A 16,167-nucleotide genomic window follows, 5' to 3' on the forward strand; every position below is an offset into this window, starting at 1 on the left:
ATCTATGAAAAGAACAGGCAATTTTTATTGCCAACAATGAAATAATCGTTGTAACTCTAGAGAAAATCAAACTCATCAATAGATAACTCCATATTTAAAAAGCAGAATAGTACTGAATAGTAAGTTTTGTAGCCCACTCGAACTGCTTAGTGGTTTAAAAGGAAAGTACTATGAAATCTGCTGCAACTTATACAGTTTACCGACACTTGAATTAGCAAAACGAAATCAAATTCAAAAAAACCAGAATTTACAAAAGACGATTTTACGTAATTTGAGAACTCTTCTTATCTCCAATTAAAAATAAACAACAATTTCTGCAACTTAATTCTACAAGGTCTGTCTAATTAACTGTATGGATTATAAACCCGAAAACAATCTTTCCGACAGATACCTTATTGAAAAGGTATTGAATGGAAATACAGCTGCATTTTCGACCATTATTAAAAATACCGAAAGATTAGTAGCGCAAATTGTTTTCAAAATGATCCCAAATATTGAGGACAGAAAAGACATTGCTCAGGATATTTATTTAAAGACTTTTCATAAACTGGGGAGTTTTAAATTTCAATCAAAACTTTCCACTTGGATCGGCCAAATAGCCTACAATACCTGCTTGAGTTATCTTGAAAAGAAGAAGTTAGTATTCCTAAAATATAATTTTGATAATGAATCTCAAGATGAAGCATTGGAATTCATTAGCAGTAAAATCAACATGGAGAATGAAACTGAAAAACAACTTTTCCGAAAAGAGCTTTCAGAAATTTTGACTATTGAAATAGAAAAACTTCAACCTATCTATCAGGTTTTAATCAATCTATATCATAACGAAGAATTGAGTTATACCGAAATTTCTCAAATCACTCAACTTCCGGAGGGAACTGTAAAAAATTATCTATTTAGAGCTAGAAAAAAACTTAAAGAAAACTTGTTTCTCACGCATAAAAAAGAAGAGTTATGAAAAACGAACATATAAATGAAAAGGAAATTCAACAATATATATTGGCTAAAGATGATTGTGATATCAATATAATTGAGCATATAAATCACTGTCAAAAATGTAAAGCTGAAGTTGAGCTCTATAAATTATTATTTGCTGCAATTAAGAAGGAACCAAATCCAGTTTTTGAATTCGACCTTGTAAATTTAGTAATGCAACAGGTATCCGAAAAACAAAATTTCTCATTTGACAAATACTTAATTGCAATATTGTCAGGCGTTTCAATAGCCGTCATATCGATTTTGATTTATTTAACCAATAAATATTTTCCAACACTGTTTAATGGAATTTCTTTCATACAATTTTCACTAATAGCGGTAACAATTCTTCTAATTTCCATTTTCATATATATTGACATGAATAAGAATTATAAAGATCAAATGAACTTTTCTTGATTTCTTGCAACATTAATTAATTGAAGCGGTCTAATAGATATAACTAAAATCTTAAAAAATGAAAAAGTCTTTCTTAACATTAACAGCCATTGCCTCAACATTCGCGGCAACTGCACAAAACGATAGTATTTCAACTATAGACAAAGATATCCTGGTAATGATTGGAATGTTAGTTTTAATTGCTTTAGTTTCATTTACTGTTTTAACCATAATAAAACGTTGGATGGATTACCGTTTAAAAAACAAATTAATTGACAACGGACTTTCTGAAAATATAATTAATTCCATTTTACAAGATGATACCAATAGAAATAAAAACTCCAATATCAAGTGGTTCGCTATTTTAGTGGGAGTGGGCACTGCGCTTACCATAATTAATTACACCCTTCCTTTAGGTATCCATTCTATTGCAATTATGACTTTTAGTGTATCCGCAAGTTTTCTTGGTTATTTCTTCTTTCTAAAATACTCGGCTAAACAAAAATAATTAAAGCGCCTTTTTAAATATGGAATTCCATCACGTGAAATAACCTCAATACAGTTTCCCTTCCTTTTCGAATATTCAATTCAATTAATCAATTAAAGCAATTGGTTGGTAGGAGATAGTATTGACTATCATTTAAAAACTAGAACCCTTCAATTCCTGTTGATCAGCATATAAAATATAAAGCTAAAGCACTGGCTTGCAGTCTTTTTTTTTAAAATTACTCGAATTAAAAACAGTATAAATTAACCCATAATTAATCAAATAGAAACAATGAAAAATAGAATATCAATCGCAAAGGATAAGGTCAAAACAATACGCATAAAAAGTATTTTAACTGTACTATTTGTTATTGTAACCGCACTGTCTTCTGCACAGAAAAGCACAAATGAAAATAGGATTGCTCCCGAAAAATTGAAACAGGATCTTCAACTCTTGAGAGCCTCTCTTGAAGAAGGATACCCAGGAATGTATACGTATAATTCAAAAACAGTTATCGACTCTTTATTTGATTCATCTGAAAAACAGCTTCAAAAAGAAATGACTGAACGGGAATTTTATTTGTTCTTAAGTAAGATTGTTATGCAGCTTCAAGATGGTCATATGGATATTTATCCCACAAAAAATACTCGCGAAAAATTGGCAAATAGTAAGTGTTCTATTCCTATTCAGACATTTGTTTCCGGGCAAAAAATGTATGTTCAAAAAAATTATTCAACCCTGAGTGACAAAGAATTATTAGGGGCAGAAATAATTTCAATTAACGGCTACCCAGTATCCTCTTTTATTACGGAGGTCCTTTCAATTTGCAGTTCAGATGGCAACAATGAAACTAACAAATTCAAACGATTTGAAAGCACTGGATTACTAACCCGGTATTTATTTTACTTTCAGGGATATACAGAAAACTATAAAATAGAGTATTTACCATTCAATGATACCAAGACAAAAACTTCCACGTTAAAAGGAATAACCTTTGAAAATCTTCTAAAAATCCGCTTAAATAGATATCCGGGCGTTAAACAATCGCCAGCAGAATTTAAACTCCTTGATCCTTCCACCGCATACCTCAAAATAAAAAGTTTTAATGAAGATGATTATGAGAATAATAAAATGGACTTTCCTGCATTTTTGAGATCCTCATTTGAAACAATTAAAGATAAAGAAGTGAAGAACCTGATTCTTGATTTAAGAGACAATGGCGGCGGAACAGATGAGTATGGCAAAATTCTATTTTCATATTTTATAAATCACGAGTTTATGTATTACGAATCCTTAATTATCAATAAACCGGAATTTAATTTTATAAAATATACAGACTATGGCGAAATGAAAATTCCGGAGGATGCAATCAGGATTAATAAGGAAGGAACTTATTCTGTTATAGACCATCCCAACGTTGGAATGCAAAAAAATAGCACGCCAACTTATTCGGGCAAACTATTCATTCTTATTGATGGCAATTGTTTTTCAACAACATCTGAATGTCTTTCAATGTTGGAAAGCTACACGTCTGCTGTTTTTATTGGTGAGGAAAGTGGTGGCGGCTATTATGGAAACTGTTCTGGTTCCGTACCTATGCTAATCCTGCCAAATTCATTGTTACAAGTTGGAATTCCCTTAATGAAATATTCAATGGCTGTAAAAGACTATAAATACAAGGACCGTGGTGTGATTCCCGATTACAACATTGCACCAACTATAAAAGACAAAATCTTGTCTAATGATCCAGAACTTGAATTTGCTAAGAAGCTGATTAGTCCTCAATAAAGGATGCTGATTATTACAAACAAATTTTACAATCACTTCAATCCAACTTCTATTTTATATATGGCATCTTTTTCCAAGTAGTTTAGAGCCGCCAATATCATTATGCTTTGGCTTTTAAATTAAGGGGTGAAAAGCAGTTATAAATAACCATCTTAAAAAACCTCGTACAAGCCGTTGTTGGGTGTATGCTCCACTGTAAAATTCTTGCGGATTTTGTAGTGGAGTTTTGTATTTTTGATCGTTAGTGGATGAGACACCCATCGCTTTACTAAAAAATCCCAATTAAAAAAATGAACCTTGGCGAAAAAATAAGTTCCCAAAGAAAAATCAAGGGTTTGTCACAAGAATTACTTGCAGAAAATTGTGGGGTTTCATTACGGACCATCCAGAGAATAGAGAACAATAAATCCAACCCAAGACCTTATACCTTAAAAGTAATCGCGGATGCTTTAAATATACAAATGGTGCAGTTGGAACAAACTCAGAGTTCCGAGGTAGCAAATGATTATTCTCTATCAAAAATCAATTTGATAAATTCTTCAGCATTGTTAGGAGTATTAATTCCTTTCCTAAATATATTCGCACCAATCTATTTCTGGAAACTGAATAAAAAGAATTCGTTGGTAAATGAAAAAGGTAGAAAAATTATTAGTTTTCAAATACTCTGGCTTCTATTTTCCTTGTTGATTTTATTTATAACCCATTTTCTTCATTATAAAATAACGGGAGAATTCATAAGTGGTCGGATTCCGATTGTGCTCGTTGTTTACATTTTACTTCTTTTGGTAAATATATTCTTCATTATTAAGAACTCAATTCAGATCAAAAGAGGTAATCCAGAAATCTATACCTCCTTCCCAAATTTGTTTTAAACATATCAAATGTCCTAATAACGACGTCGCAATGTCGTAATCAAAATGGTTAGTTACGGGTAATTTTGTCCAAAACTAAATCTTTAAAAATGAAAAAAGCATTGCTACTTGGTATTACAATTTTAATCACTTCCGTAATCTCTATTGTTCTATTTTCCTATTTAACGGGCAATCCAACCTATCCCGAATCCGTCATTCAAACTACTATATATTCCAAAATATTAAATGAGGAAAGAGAAGTGATAATTCATCTTCCCATAAACTATGACAAAACAAAAAAGTATCCAGTTATGTACGTCCTTGACGGAAGTTTGCAGGACAAACACATTGCCAATAAATTTGATATTCTATCCTCCGCTGGGTATGTTCTAGAAACAATTGTAGTGGGCATTCCCAATGTAAGTGGAAAAGGTAGGCAACGTGATTATACGCCACCCTATATGAAAATTGACATCGATGAAAAAGACAGTCCGCTGGGAGGTGGAGACAAATTTTTAGCTTTTATGGAGAAAGAACTTCTCCCTTTTATTGAGCAAAACTATTCGGTTTCAAAAACTCGCTCCCTCGCAGGAAATTCAAGAGGCGGACTTTTGGTAATGTATTCGTTACTTTACAAACCTGAATTGTTTAAAGGTAGGTTTTGTTTCAGCCCAGCATTTTGGAGAGATGATAATCTAATCATAAAAAAGGCATCTGATTTTCTCAGTAAAAATGATAATTTAAACTCTTTTTTATATTTGAGTATGGGAGAAGATGAAAATGACAAAATGAAAAACGGGTTTAATGAAATGACCAAAACCCTGAATAAAAAACAAGATGGGAAATTAGTTTGGTTTTCGGAATTTACCAAAAATGCCGACCATCAAAACAATGCCGAAATATCAGCATCTGTGGCAATCAGGAAATGGAGCGATTATTTAAAAATAGTGAAATAATAATGATTGTCATCTACAATCACAATACGGCCAACTAAGGTAAAACTTCAGAAATTAACCTATACTTTTTCCTTAAACTTCACTAAAAGTTTAGTCTAAATTCTTACCTGATAAAATTCTCTTCAAAATAGTGTGATTTTTAAGAGCCTTGTGCGAATAATATAGAAAGGACGAATATTTCTTATTAATTTCAACCACAATGAAGCTCAAAAATATTAGAGTGCTTTTTGTTACCGCTATCGCATTTACATTACTTTCAACTGGTTGTAGTATTACATTTACCAAAAACTATTACAATGCAAAACCAAAACAACAAAAGGAAACTGATAGTACTACGTGCGCATCAAAATTAGACTCTCAAGCATCCAAACCAAATGATGGACAAAAATAAACCAGACGTTTTCCTTGAGGTTGTTGAGAAACATAAAGGCATCCTTTACAAAGTAGCGAACTCCTATTGTCAGAATTTTGAAGATAGAAAAGACCTCATTCAAGAAATAATTATCCAGCTGTGGAAATCATTTGAAAACTACAATGAAAAATTCAAGTACTCAACTTGGATATACCAAATCTCATTAAATGTGGCTATTTCATTCTATAGAAAAGAAAACAGCAGAAAACGAATTTCAAATCCGCTGGTTACAGATATTTTCGATTTTACAGATACTGAAATAGCGGAGGAAAAAGAAACCAATTTAGGTTTACTAAACCATCTTATTTCAAAACTTGATAATTTAAACAAAGCCTTAATGTTGCTATATCTAGAGGAAAAAAACTACAAGGAAATTTCAGAAATCATCGGTATTACCGAAACCAATGTTGCAACAAAAATTAGTAGAATTAAAAGTAAATTAAAAGCTGAATTCGATCAAATTAAAAATCATTAAAATGGAAAATTTAGAGCTTATCAATATTTGGAAAGAGCAAAATGCCAAGATCGAAAAGACATTGGCTATAAACAAACTGCTTTTAAAAGAAACCATTAGCAGAAAAGCAGAATCATCTTTACAAGGATTAGTTAGATTGACAACAGCCGGAATCATTGCTTTTGTAATATATCTTCTAATTTTGGGCTATGTGCTGGTTTATGCCATTTCAAATTATTCCTCAGCAAGTAATTACTTTATCATTTCAATGTCGGCAATAGCTTTAATAAATTTAAAAGGGTTTGCCGATTATATTAAACATCTTGTTTGGACAAAAAACATAAACTACAATGGCAGTGTATTGAAAATTCAAAAACAATTGTCAAAACTTCAACTTTCCATCATCAACCACTCAAAAATTATGATTCTCCAGTGTCCGTTTTGGACTACTTTTTATCTAAGTAATAGTTGGTTTCCGCAGGACGTAGGTGTACCATATATTCTGTTTCAAATTACGATTACAGGAAGTTTTATTTACTTAACCTATTGGTTGTACAAACAACATAGTCCAGAGAATTTTAATAAAAAATGGTTTCGAAATATGATTGCAGGTTCAGGAGGAAAATCTGTGGAAAAAGCGATTGAATTCTACAAAGAGATTGAGGAATTTGAGAAAGAATAAAAAGAGCACTTGTACATATACTTTTTAGTGTATTTGTGGAAATAACCTTGTTATTTAAAAACAAAAAAAAATGCCTTGAAACCTGAAACTAGAAACTTCGCTTATTCTTCTTCCCCTTCATTATTCCCAATTCGGAAGCAATGTAAATAATCAAGTGGAAGGTGGCTGCTGAAACAAATCTCAATCCAACCTAAAAAACACATTCGCAGGTTGAATGGGGTCAACTCAAAAAAACTCGTAACTATCACGCTGAACGCTTCTGCTGAGTGTAGCCGAAGTAAAGTAGAAGGGCCGTTAACTCGAAATCTGAAATTAGACCCAACAAACACTATATTTAGAAAATGTAATTTGAAGTAAAATTATCACTATTGGGTAAACTATCCTAAAGTTTAGAAAGCAACACATTAATCAGTATGGAAATTACTGCCATATTACATATCAATATTGATGATTTCGTTATAGATTTTAGACTTTCAACTAAATAGATTTTCTCGTATTGATTTTTTGATCCAAAATAGATCATCAAAAATAAATCCGCCTTCCCTCTGAAATAATTGACAGTATTTTTATGCCATTTTTCAGCACCAAAAGAGGTTTTTTATCTTATAAATGTTAAAGTTTAGTAAGAGGTGCGTAATTCGGTGCGTAGTAAATTTTGGTGGTTTGTGAGGCACTGTAAAGACTAGTGAACTAGAAAAACGGTTAGTTCCTCTTTCTCCGCTTAAAAACCTGTAAACCAATTGTTTGCAGGTTTTTTATTTTAATGTTTTTCCTTTTTGAATCACTCCGCAAATTTTCTCATTGAATCCTTACTTTTTGCTAATAATTTCGTCTTTTAACCATTCAAAAGCTACCTTCTGATCATAATTGTTATCTGGACTTAACTGGCCTACCATATCTCCTGTAAATATGACATCGGTTTCCTTCGCCTCTATACTTAATAGAAACTCCTTTTGAGATGGCACCGTTTCTTATGATAACTCCAAATACACTTAAGAGCATTTTAAAATAGCTCGAGGTCAAGCTCCATATTTTGACGGGAGTAATACAAGTCAAAAAGATCTCGTCCTTTACTTCTTTGATATAACGCTCTGAGCTTAGTTCCTAAAAGTTTATTTATACTATAAGTTTTTATATTCGCTTTTCCTTCGAACCACGGATTATTTACCTAAAATGAAAAATCCACCCAATCCAATACATTGAAGTGTTCCTTACAATTGATTTCTAATTTAAGTCTTCTACGTTCGTTTTCATATTCTGAATTAAATCGGTATAAAGATTTTGCTCCGTGACCTCGCACTTGGGTACTCCTCTTTTCTTCAAAGAAAGTAATTACCTCGCCAATACGCTTTAAAATTGGTTTGATTAGACCTTCCTTTATTTGCACAAGAAATATCTTCAGAGTATCATGGAGCGGGGTTTAAATATAGTTTATGCAAAGCTGTTCCGCCGCGAAATTTCGGGCTATAATGGAAGAGAAGGATTAATAATTAAGGTATTCAGTTGTAATTGTTCAATTTTTTAACACTTCACCGTTACGCCACGAAGCAGTCAAAATATTTATTTCGTTAGTCAAAAATAAAAAGGGTTTAAAGTTACTTTCGTAACTTTAAACCCTTAAAGATATTTTGATTAAACTTAAATTTTGGTAATCTCACCACAGGCCACGGGAATTGTTGCAACATACGAACCACCGTTATTTAAACCGTGCAATACTATGGTTCTATTCTCTAATGTGCCAAGTGCCTCAAGAGTTAGAACTCCATTTTCTCCAAGTGTGAAAGTTTTAGTATAATTCACATTTCCATTAGCATCAGCCATTGGAAAATCCTCTAAAGGTAACAATACTGCACCATAAAAAGGAGCCCCTTCTGGAATCGTTATTATACCATCACCATCGGTATCTGCTGAAGTTGGAGGACAAGTGGCATTTGATCCATCATCTTTACCGTGAATGTGCTGTGGATGTGGTTGATTCGGAACCATTCCAGTTGCTGTGACACTAACGGTCATCTTGTTGTTATCAACTATAATGTTTACCATTCCAGAAGCCCCAGAATTGTTCAATTGATTTAGAGTTCCTGAATAGTTAGCTACTACAGGTGTTGGCGTATTGTCATCATCTGAACTACAACTTGCCAAACCTATAAAAACTAACATTGATAGTGCAAATAATTTTACTGTTTTCATAATTTTAATGTTTGATTTTTATTACTGTTTTGTATACTAACGGTTAATATTTACCGATGGTTTTGTTTTTAACTGAATTTTAAGGGATCGAATAAAAACTTAACCTTTTTTAACGAACTACTCAATTCGCTGGTGAACTATATTTTATCGACACTAATTTGTGCCATACTATGGAAATGGCTTTTATGCTATAACATTTCGCTTTTCCACAAAATGATTAGCAAACAAACGACTCACAACCAAGATTAAAATATAATGAGAGTATCAATCAACAGTTTCCGCTTTAAAGCCCACTTTTTGCAATGTTGCCTTTATATCTTCTTCTGAAGCACCATCGCTTTCAATGGTCAAAATTTTATCAGGATTGGCGGTATCAACCTCCCAACTTTCAACACCTTTTTGCTTGTTTAAAAAAGGGGTTACTTTTGATACGCACCCTCCACAATTGATATTTGTTTTAAATTTTAAAGTTTTCATTTTATTTGAATTTATAATTAAGTTTTATTCGTTTAAGCCTTAAGCTATTTAGAACTACTGATACGCTACTGAAAGCCATTGCCATTCCTGCAATCATTGGATCCAATAAGAACCTATTTACGGGATAAAACTAATTTAACTTCCCCCAATTTTATAAAAACATACGGCATTTCAAGTTGTTCCAAAATATTAGATACCGCCGAGATACATCTTGGGCAGACCATATTTTTAATATGGATAGTTTCACTCATATCGTAATAATGTTAATCCAGATTTGTATAAAGAATAATAAACGGCCGCTATTGTAGCAACCACAAAAATCAATATTACCACAACCAAAGCTAAAATTTTATCCATTTTTGGAATATCACTTTTGGGTTGATGCTCAATTTTTTATTTTTCCTTCTATTCCTTCTGGTTTCACTCATTATCGTTCCCCTTTATAAATCCAAGATTACTTTATTGCTTTATTTAGATTACTTGATTAATCCATAATTCGTTTTATTGTAAGGTTGCTTTTACCTCGCCACAGGTTAACATATCTTCTCCATAATATGGATTTTTTATTTCTTTTTCCAAACTTATCCAGTAAGCACCCTTATTGTTATCGGCCATTGGACAAAATTCTAGGTAAACCTTTTGGTTAACCCCAAAAAGCTCCACACTACTTATCATATGGGCAGAAAGATGCTTAAAATGTCCTCTTTGCGATGCTATATCCGAACTGTTCTCAATAGCATTAGCAGAATTCTTCAGTTCTTTCTGAATGGTCATCCAATGGTTATGTGCTTTTTCGTCCGATAATAATTTCATATCTACTTTTTTTAATGATTGGTCTATTTGCTTTCCTGCTTGTTGAGCGCGCTTGCCATTATCATTTACCAAAGCATCTTTTAATAGGATATAATCATCAAAAACCTGTTTTAACTGATTTTGAAATTTGTTTGAAACTTCAATTCTTTCGTTCATTTGAGAATGATTGGCTTCATTTGTGTTTTTTCTGGAACTATCTTCTTGCATACCCAGATGTCCTTCGTGGCCTGTCATTGTTTTGCCACCTGTTGCGTTCATCATACTTTTTTTACCTTGCAGTTGTGCAGCAGCATCAACTGTAAATGTTCCGTTTGTAACTATTTCTTCGCCGTTGGAAAGACCATCTGTAATGGTATAAACGCTCCCGTTTTTAGTTCCCAAGGTTACTGCACGCATTTCAAAAACGGGTTCGTTGGGATCGGTCTTTACGTATACCAAAGAGCGCTCGCCTGTCCACATAACTGCTGTAGCTGGAACGGTAATTTGCGTTTCCATTTTATTTGCTTGCGACGTTGCAACCTTTGCAGTTACAAACATTCCTGGTTTTAATATATCTTCTTTATTGTTCAATGTAGCTCGAACTGAAACCGTCCTGGATTTTGTGTTCAATGTTGGGTCTATAAACGAAACTGTTGCTTCAAATTCCTTATTTGGATAGGCGTTTGTGGTAACTGTTATTTTCTGACCTACCTTAAGTTGTGAAATTTGACGTTCGTATGCATCAAACATGGCCCAAACAGTTCCCAAATCGCTTACTTTAACAATAGGCTGGCCTTGTTTTACATAGTCACCTTCTTCTGCCATTTTTTGGGAAACCGTGCCGGAAACAGTAGCATATATTGGAAAGTTTTCTCGCACCTTTCCAGAGCTTTCGATTTGATTTATTTGGCTTTCTGAAAGTTTCCACAATTTCAATTTATTGCGAACGGCATTGTACAATGCTGGTTGTGATTCTTTCATATTTGAAGCGGTTATCAATTCTTGTTGCGCAGCAACAAGTGTTGGCGCATAAATTGTAGCCAACAACTGACCTCTTCGCACTTCTTCGCCTGTGAAGTTGACATTCAGTTTTTCAATTCGGCCTTCAAAATAACTGGCTTGTACGGCATTTGCCTCTTCATTTGCCAAAATTTTCCCAGAAAGTTGCATCGTGTTATCATCCGTCCCTGAAACGTTACCAACTATCGTGGTTTGAATATTCGCCAAAGCCATTGCGTTTTCGGACATTTTAATTTCGTTCAACGCAAGACCATCTGCCCCTGTCTCTGCGGGAATCAAATGCATTCCGCAAATTGGGCAGTCGCCAGGTTCGGGCTGCATAATCTGTGGGTGCATTGAACAGGTCCACATTTGATGTTCTTCAGAATGGCTGACGTTTTCGCTCATATCTGTTATTTTCTTGTCATTTATTGAACCTTCCGCTGATCGTCCAAAAATGACGTAACCCAAAACCAAGCCAATAGCTAAAACTGCGACGTAAATGATGTATTTTTTCATAATTATTATAATTAAAGTAGGTCTCTCCCAAAGCTTCGGGAGCGCTAGACCAGACAATTTATCTGTATAAACCTAACAAGTTTTATCCTGAAGCTTCAGAACTGTTAGGTTTGGTGTTCATTATTATTTTGCTTCTTCCAAGCGTTTTATCATTGCTTTCATTTCCCCGATTTCTTTACGCTGTGCTTCGATAATTCCATCGGCCAATTTTCTAACTTCTGGATCTTTTATATCGGCTCTTTGACTTGTTAAAATGGCGATGGAGTGATGCGGAATCATTGCTTTCATCCAAAGAATATCACCAATGATTGGACTTTGCGCCCTAACCAAGCCGAGTGCGCCTACAAACAAGATTAAACTTCCCAATAAAATAGCAATGTTCTTTTTCTTATTTTGATACATTTTTCTCATAAAAAACCACATTATGCCTGCCATTGATGCTATTCCCAAACAGCTCATGTAGAACCGTGTTAAACTGAAATAAACGTGGTCAATTGAATATGTATTGAGGTACATTGTGATGTACATCGTGATAAATGAGGCGGCAAGCATCAAAATGAATGTTGTGTAATTGCCCTTGCTTTTGTGTTGATCTGAATTTTCCATTGTTTTCGGGTTTTAAATTATTGTTAACTTTTTTACTTTTCTAATCGTTGAGGATGATCGAATGTTTTTGGCACATAATCCAGATTGCGGAATTGGTCACCGTGAATATTGTCTATGTTCGTCCAACTAAAATACATCCCGCTTATGGTACAAAACAGGAATTGAATCCCAAGAAGAGCCCCAAATATCTGTGGGTCTTTCGTATTTTGATTGTTGTTTTTCTATTGACCATAGTCATAAATTAGTTTCGTTTAATTAAAATCATTTAGTTCATAAAAAATTTTACAACCAATCCGCCAGCAATCCAAACGTAGCACACCAAAGCGGCATATTTCAAAATATTTTCAAGTAATTGACTTTTGGGTGCCATTTGCTTCATATGTTTTACATCTTTCCGTTTGAAAAAACCGAGATAGAGCATAAATCCTGAAATTGCCAAAAATGCAAGGTTTAAAAAGAAGGTATAATCTATTTTAAAGTATTCACTATCCTGAATTTTAACTTGTGATGGATCAGGCAAAATGTTTAACAAATCAAATGAATAATGTAAAAGCAAAGATGCGCCAATGAGCGATGTAAACAACAAGAACAAGATGAATAAAGACATTTTCCAACCATAATATTTTGCATTGATTCGCAATATTGGAAAAACGACCAAATCACTAAATATGAAAGCCATAACACCTGCAAAACTTACCCCTTTGCCAAATAACAAAGCTGCCAAAGGAATATTTCCCATAGAGCCAATAAAGGTCAAAAATGCAGCAATAGGCCCGACAATGATGTGTTCCAGGATTTCAAAAAAACTGAAATCAGTATTTCCGTTACCGCTATTGATGAACAAAGTTTGAAAGAAAGAATCTGGAACAAACGCCGCTACGATTCCTGCAATAGTAAACCCGACAATTACGTCCTTCCATACCATTTTCCATTCCATCCCATATTGTCTGGAAACCTTTGCCCACCCTTTTTCAGATTGTATTTTCTTTTGCCACGATTTGGATTCGTCATTATCATCATCGTTCTTATCCTTTAGATTTTTTCGGGCGTTTTCTATGAGTTTATTTGGGTTTATCAATCGTATCAATAGCCACGAAATGAGAATCAATAAAATTCCGCCGACATATTCGCCAACAATAAATTGCCAACCAAGAAAGATAGAAATGATGATACCCAGCTCGATAACCAAATTGGTCGAAGCCAACAAAAATGCAATCGACGACACAAAACTTGCGCCTTTTTTGAAAAGGGATTTCGTTGATGCCAAAGCCGAAAAGCTGCACGAACTACTAATAAAACCGAAAAATGTTCCGAGCAAAACACCTTTGCCTTCATTTTCGCCCATTGTTTCCTGCATTTTCTTCTCGGTTACAAAAACCTGAATCATACTACTTATGATATAACCCAAGGCAAATGCCCAAAGCGCCATCCAGAAAAAACCAGTGGTTGTATAGGCTGCCTCGCCCCATTGTTTTAGAAAATTGTCCATACGCGTGTTTTATGATTGCGTTAGTTGTGATATTAAGGCTCCGATAAGTATTATGGCTATAATTCCATAAAGCGCATAATTGAACCATTTTTTAAAGCCACCTTTTTTTTTCTCATTTTCAGTTCCTGTTTTACAACAATCTTTCATATATTTTACTTTATTGTGCCTGACTTGGGAAAGGATTAAACTAAATAAATCAACAAAAATCTATCCATTCCCATTTCAGGACTTTAAAACTATCTTATTATCAGTATGCCACTTTAACCTTCCTGCGATTACTTTCAGGAACATCAACATTTTTAAAAAAGAAGTTATCTATTGAATAGTTTTTTGAACTTTTCCGCACTTAAGCATTTTACTACCGTAATATGGGTTTCTAACTTCGTTACTTGAGCTCAACCAAGCACTTCCTTTATCATACATTGGGCAGAACTGCTCATAAAGTGTGTTTTTTGACCCTGTAATGGCAACCATATCTGTAATATCTTTGCTCAAGGTTTTGAAATGCTCACGTTGATGGTCTATGGGACTTTCAGAAATATGTTCTGCGTGTTCGGTGGCATCTTCTATGATATTGGCAAGTTCTTTTTGTTCTTCTTTGGTATAGCTTTTCGTTTCAAAAGCTTTAAGAGACGTCATTAGTTTAGTTCCAGCTTGAGCTGCCTTTTTTGTATCATCGCCTACCAATGCATCTTTCAGCATGAAATAATCAGTAAGAACTGCTTCTGCTGATGGATTCATTTTATCCATTTTCATCGAACTATGGTCAATTTTCATATCTCCGTGCTCGTGGTTCATTTTTTCTTTTTCCTGTGCGTTGGTAAAAGAAACTGCTAACAATAGCATTGCTGCTATACTTATTTTTAAATTTTTCATTTTTATTATATTTTATTGTTGTTTATAAACTGTCTCTCAATTGTTCCATAAATTGTATCATCTCCTTTTTTTCATCAGTCGAAAAAATAGCGTCGCCGTGAATGTAGGTGTAGGATTCCAGCGGCATTTCATCATCCTTAATTTGATTGATGATGGATTTTAGCTTGCTGTTTTTTCTTCTATCGGAATAATCGTCCCATTCGTTGAAATTCAATTCGGCTTTACCTTCTTTGATGTGATCTTCTAAAAACCAAGCTGCTGGCTGAATTTTACTGTACCACGGATACTCTGTATTATTGCTATGGCAGTCATAGCAGGATACCTCTAACTTTTTCTGAATGGTTTCCGGAACGGTGTTTACCAAGAGAAAATCTGTTTTTGGTACGGTATCGCTTTGGTTCAATTCAATTGGAAAAAATTGGATTGCTATAACAGCGACAAGCAAAATAAGAGCAATGATTTTTAGAATTTTCATACTGAATTGACTTAAGACCTTAGGACGTAGCACGGAAGACATTTAAAACATAGTTTTTTAGTCCTACGTCTTACGTCAATCAGTCCTATGCCATTTTTTAATTAATTTCCTTTTCCATTTTTCCGCAGCCCATCATTTTGCTACCGTAATAAGGATTTTTCACTTCTTTCTCCATACTTAACCAAGGGCTACCACCATCATACATTGGACAATGCATTTGATACATTTTACTATCTGCTCCAGTAATGGCAACCATATCAATCATATCCTTGCTCAAGGTTTTGAAATGTTCTCGTTGATGGTCCATTTCGCTTTTGCCTATATGTTCTGCGTGTTCGGTTGCATCAGCAACTATGTCTTTCAACTTTTTTTGTTGTTCGGCTGTGTAGCTACTTATATTTAAACCTCGAAGGGCACTTTCCAATGTCTTTCCAGCTTGGGCGGCAGCATCCTTATCTGTAGCCACCAATGCGTCTTTTAACACCATATAATCTGCCATTACTTGTTTGGCGTCAGAGGCTTGCGCTTCAGAATGCATCGAGTCATTTGACTCGTCCATTTCATCGTGTTCCATTCCTTCTTCGTGATGATGGCCTTCTTCAGAAGACATTTCAGAATGCATTGCATCGTCTGAATGTTCTTCCTTTTTACCGTCTTTACAAGACATTGCTGTAAGACCTACAAAGGCCAAAGCCAATACCGATGTTGTTACTTTTAAATGTTTCATTTTGATTTTGATTTTG

21 protein-coding genes are annotated in these 16,167 nt (G+C 34.0%); 9 read left to right on the forward strand and 12 right to left on the reverse strand.

Annotated features, from left to right (window positions below):
- Positions 1-352 precede the first annotated feature (352 nt).
- The 9 genes from AEQSU_RS15605 (at position 353) to AEQSU_RS15645 (ending at position 7,001) form a co-directional block, all read left to right on the forward strand.
- On the forward strand, positions 353-958 hold the full coding sequence (locus AEQSU_RS15605; protein WP_014783845.1) for an RNA polymerase sigma factor: 606 nt from the start codon (positions 353-355) through the stop codon (positions 956-958).
- Positions 955-1,392, forward strand: a complete 438-nt coding sequence (locus tag AEQSU_RS15610; protein WP_014783846.1) for a hypothetical protein — start codon at positions 955-957, stop codon at positions 1,390-1,392. Before AEQSU_RS15605 ends, AEQSU_RS15610 begins: the two co-directional genes overlap by 4 nt.
- Positions 1,393-1,450: 58 nt before the next feature.
- Positions 1,451-1,879, forward strand: a complete 429-nt coding sequence (locus AEQSU_RS15615; protein WP_014783847.1) for a hypothetical protein — start codon at positions 1,451-1,453, stop codon at positions 1,877-1,879.
- A 270-nt stretch (positions 1,880-2,149) separates the two neighbouring features.
- Positions 2,150-3,646 carry a S41 family peptidase gene (locus tag AEQSU_RS15620; protein WP_014783848.1) on the forward strand — a complete coding sequence of 499 codons (1,497 nt, stop codon included), beginning with the start codon at positions 2,150-2,152 and terminating at the stop codon, positions 3,644-3,646.
- A gap of 290 nt (positions 3,647-3,936) precedes the next feature.
- On the forward strand, positions 3,937-4,518 hold the full coding sequence (locus AEQSU_RS15625; RefSeq protein WP_014783849.1) for a magnetosome magnetite crystal formation protein family: 582 nt from the start codon (positions 3,937-3,939) through the stop codon (positions 4,516-4,518).
- 89 nt (positions 4,519-4,607) lie between these two features.
- Entirely contained in the window at positions 4,608-5,453 is an 846-nt protein-coding gene (locus AEQSU_RS15630) for an alpha/beta hydrolase (RefSeq protein WP_014783850.1), read from the forward strand.
- Positions 5,454-5,652: 199 nt separating this feature from the next.
- Positions 5,653-5,844: a hypothetical protein gene (locus tag AEQSU_RS15635; RefSeq protein WP_014783851.1), complete on the forward strand. Its 192-nt coding sequence runs from the start codon at positions 5,653-5,655 to the stop codon at positions 5,842-5,844.
- Positions 5,828-6,340 (forward strand): RNA polymerase sigma factor, encoded by a 513-nt coding sequence (locus AEQSU_RS15640; protein ID WP_211206522.1) that lies wholly within the window; start codon positions 5,828-5,830, stop codon positions 6,338-6,340. The genes AEQSU_RS15635 and AEQSU_RS15640 overlap by 17 nt, the downstream gene beginning before the upstream one ends.
- 1 nt (position 6,341) lies before the next feature.
- Complete coding sequence (locus AEQSU_RS15645) at positions 6,342-7,001, forward strand: hypothetical protein (protein WP_014783853.1); 660 nt, start codon at positions 6,342-6,344, stop codon at positions 6,999-7,001.
- 809 nt (positions 7,002-7,810) lie between these two features.
- Here the strand turns inward: AEQSU_RS15645 and AEQSU_RS16935 are convergent.
- The 12 genes from AEQSU_RS16935 to AEQSU_RS15695 all read right to left on the reverse strand — a co-directional run bounded on the left by AEQSU_RS16935 (position 7,811) and on the right by AEQSU_RS15695 (position 16,151).
- A complete protein-coding gene (locus AEQSU_RS16935; RefSeq protein ID WP_245529084.1) occupies positions 7,811-7,966 on the reverse strand; it encodes a hypothetical protein in 156 nt (51 codons plus the stop codon).
- Between the two features lie 38 nt (positions 7,967-8,004).
- Positions 8,005-8,136, reverse strand: a complete 132-nt coding sequence (locus AEQSU_RS16940; protein ID WP_342626290.1) for a nucleotidyl transferase AbiEii/AbiGii toxin family protein — start codon at positions 8,134-8,136, stop codon at positions 8,005-8,007.
- A 33-nt stretch (positions 8,137-8,169) separates the two neighbouring features.
- Positions 8,170-8,388: a hypothetical protein gene (locus tag AEQSU_RS16945; RefSeq protein ID WP_245529085.1), complete on the reverse strand. Its 219-nt coding sequence runs from the start codon at positions 8,386-8,388 to the stop codon at positions 8,170-8,172.
- Positions 8,389-8,639: 251 nt separating this feature from the next.
- Positions 8,640-9,191, reverse strand: a complete 552-nt coding sequence (locus tag AEQSU_RS15655) for a hypothetical protein (RefSeq protein ID WP_014783854.1) — start codon at positions 9,189-9,191, stop codon at positions 8,640-8,642.
- A 264-nt stretch (positions 9,192-9,455) separates the two neighbouring features.
- Complete coding sequence (locus AEQSU_RS15660) at positions 9,456-9,668, reverse strand: heavy-metal-associated domain-containing protein (protein ID WP_014783855.1); 213 nt, start codon at positions 9,666-9,668, stop codon at positions 9,456-9,458.
- Between the two features lie 501 nt (positions 9,669-10,169).
- Positions 10,170-11,978, reverse strand: a complete 1,809-nt coding sequence (locus AEQSU_RS15665) for an efflux RND transporter periplasmic adaptor subunit (protein ID WP_014783856.1) — start codon at positions 11,976-11,978, stop codon at positions 10,170-10,172.
- Positions 11,979-12,101: 123 nt separating this feature from the next.
- The gene (locus AEQSU_RS15670) at positions 12,102-12,584 is read right to left on the reverse strand and encodes a DUF305 domain-containing protein (RefSeq protein WP_014783857.1); all 483 of its coding nucleotides are present in this window, start codon (positions 12,582-12,584) and stop codon (positions 12,102-12,104) included.
- A 265-nt stretch (positions 12,585-12,849) separates the two neighbouring features.
- Entirely contained in the window at positions 12,850-14,073 is a 1,224-nt protein-coding gene (locus AEQSU_RS15680) for a permease (RefSeq protein ID WP_014783858.1), read from the reverse strand.
- Positions 14,074-14,082: 9 nt separating this feature from the next.
- Positions 14,083-14,220, reverse strand: a complete 138-nt coding sequence (locus AEQSU_RS16810) for a hypothetical protein (protein WP_014783859.1) — start codon at positions 14,218-14,220, stop codon at positions 14,083-14,085.
- A gap of 168 nt (positions 14,221-14,388) precedes the next feature.
- Positions 14,389-14,949: a DUF3347 domain-containing protein gene (locus AEQSU_RS15685; protein ID WP_014783860.1), complete on the reverse strand. Its 561-nt coding sequence runs from the start codon at positions 14,947-14,949 to the stop codon at positions 14,389-14,391.
- 22 nt (positions 14,950-14,971) lie between these two features.
- The gene (locus tag AEQSU_RS15690; protein ID WP_042492146.1) at positions 14,972-15,424 is read right to left on the reverse strand and encodes a heme-binding domain-containing protein; all 453 of its coding nucleotides are present in this window, start codon (positions 15,422-15,424) and stop codon (positions 14,972-14,974) included.
- Between the two features lie 97 nt (positions 15,425-15,521).
- Positions 15,522-16,151 (reverse strand): DUF3347 domain-containing protein, encoded by a 630-nt coding sequence (locus AEQSU_RS15695; RefSeq protein WP_014783862.1) that lies wholly within the window; start codon positions 16,149-16,151, stop codon positions 15,522-15,524.
- Between the last annotated feature and the right edge of the window lie 16 nt (positions 16,152-16,167).

This window comes from Aequorivita sublithincola DSM 14238, from assembly GCF_000265385.1.
Lineage (GTDB): Bacteria > Bacteroidota > Bacteroidia > Flavobacteriales > Flavobacteriaceae > Aequorivita > Aequorivita sublithincola.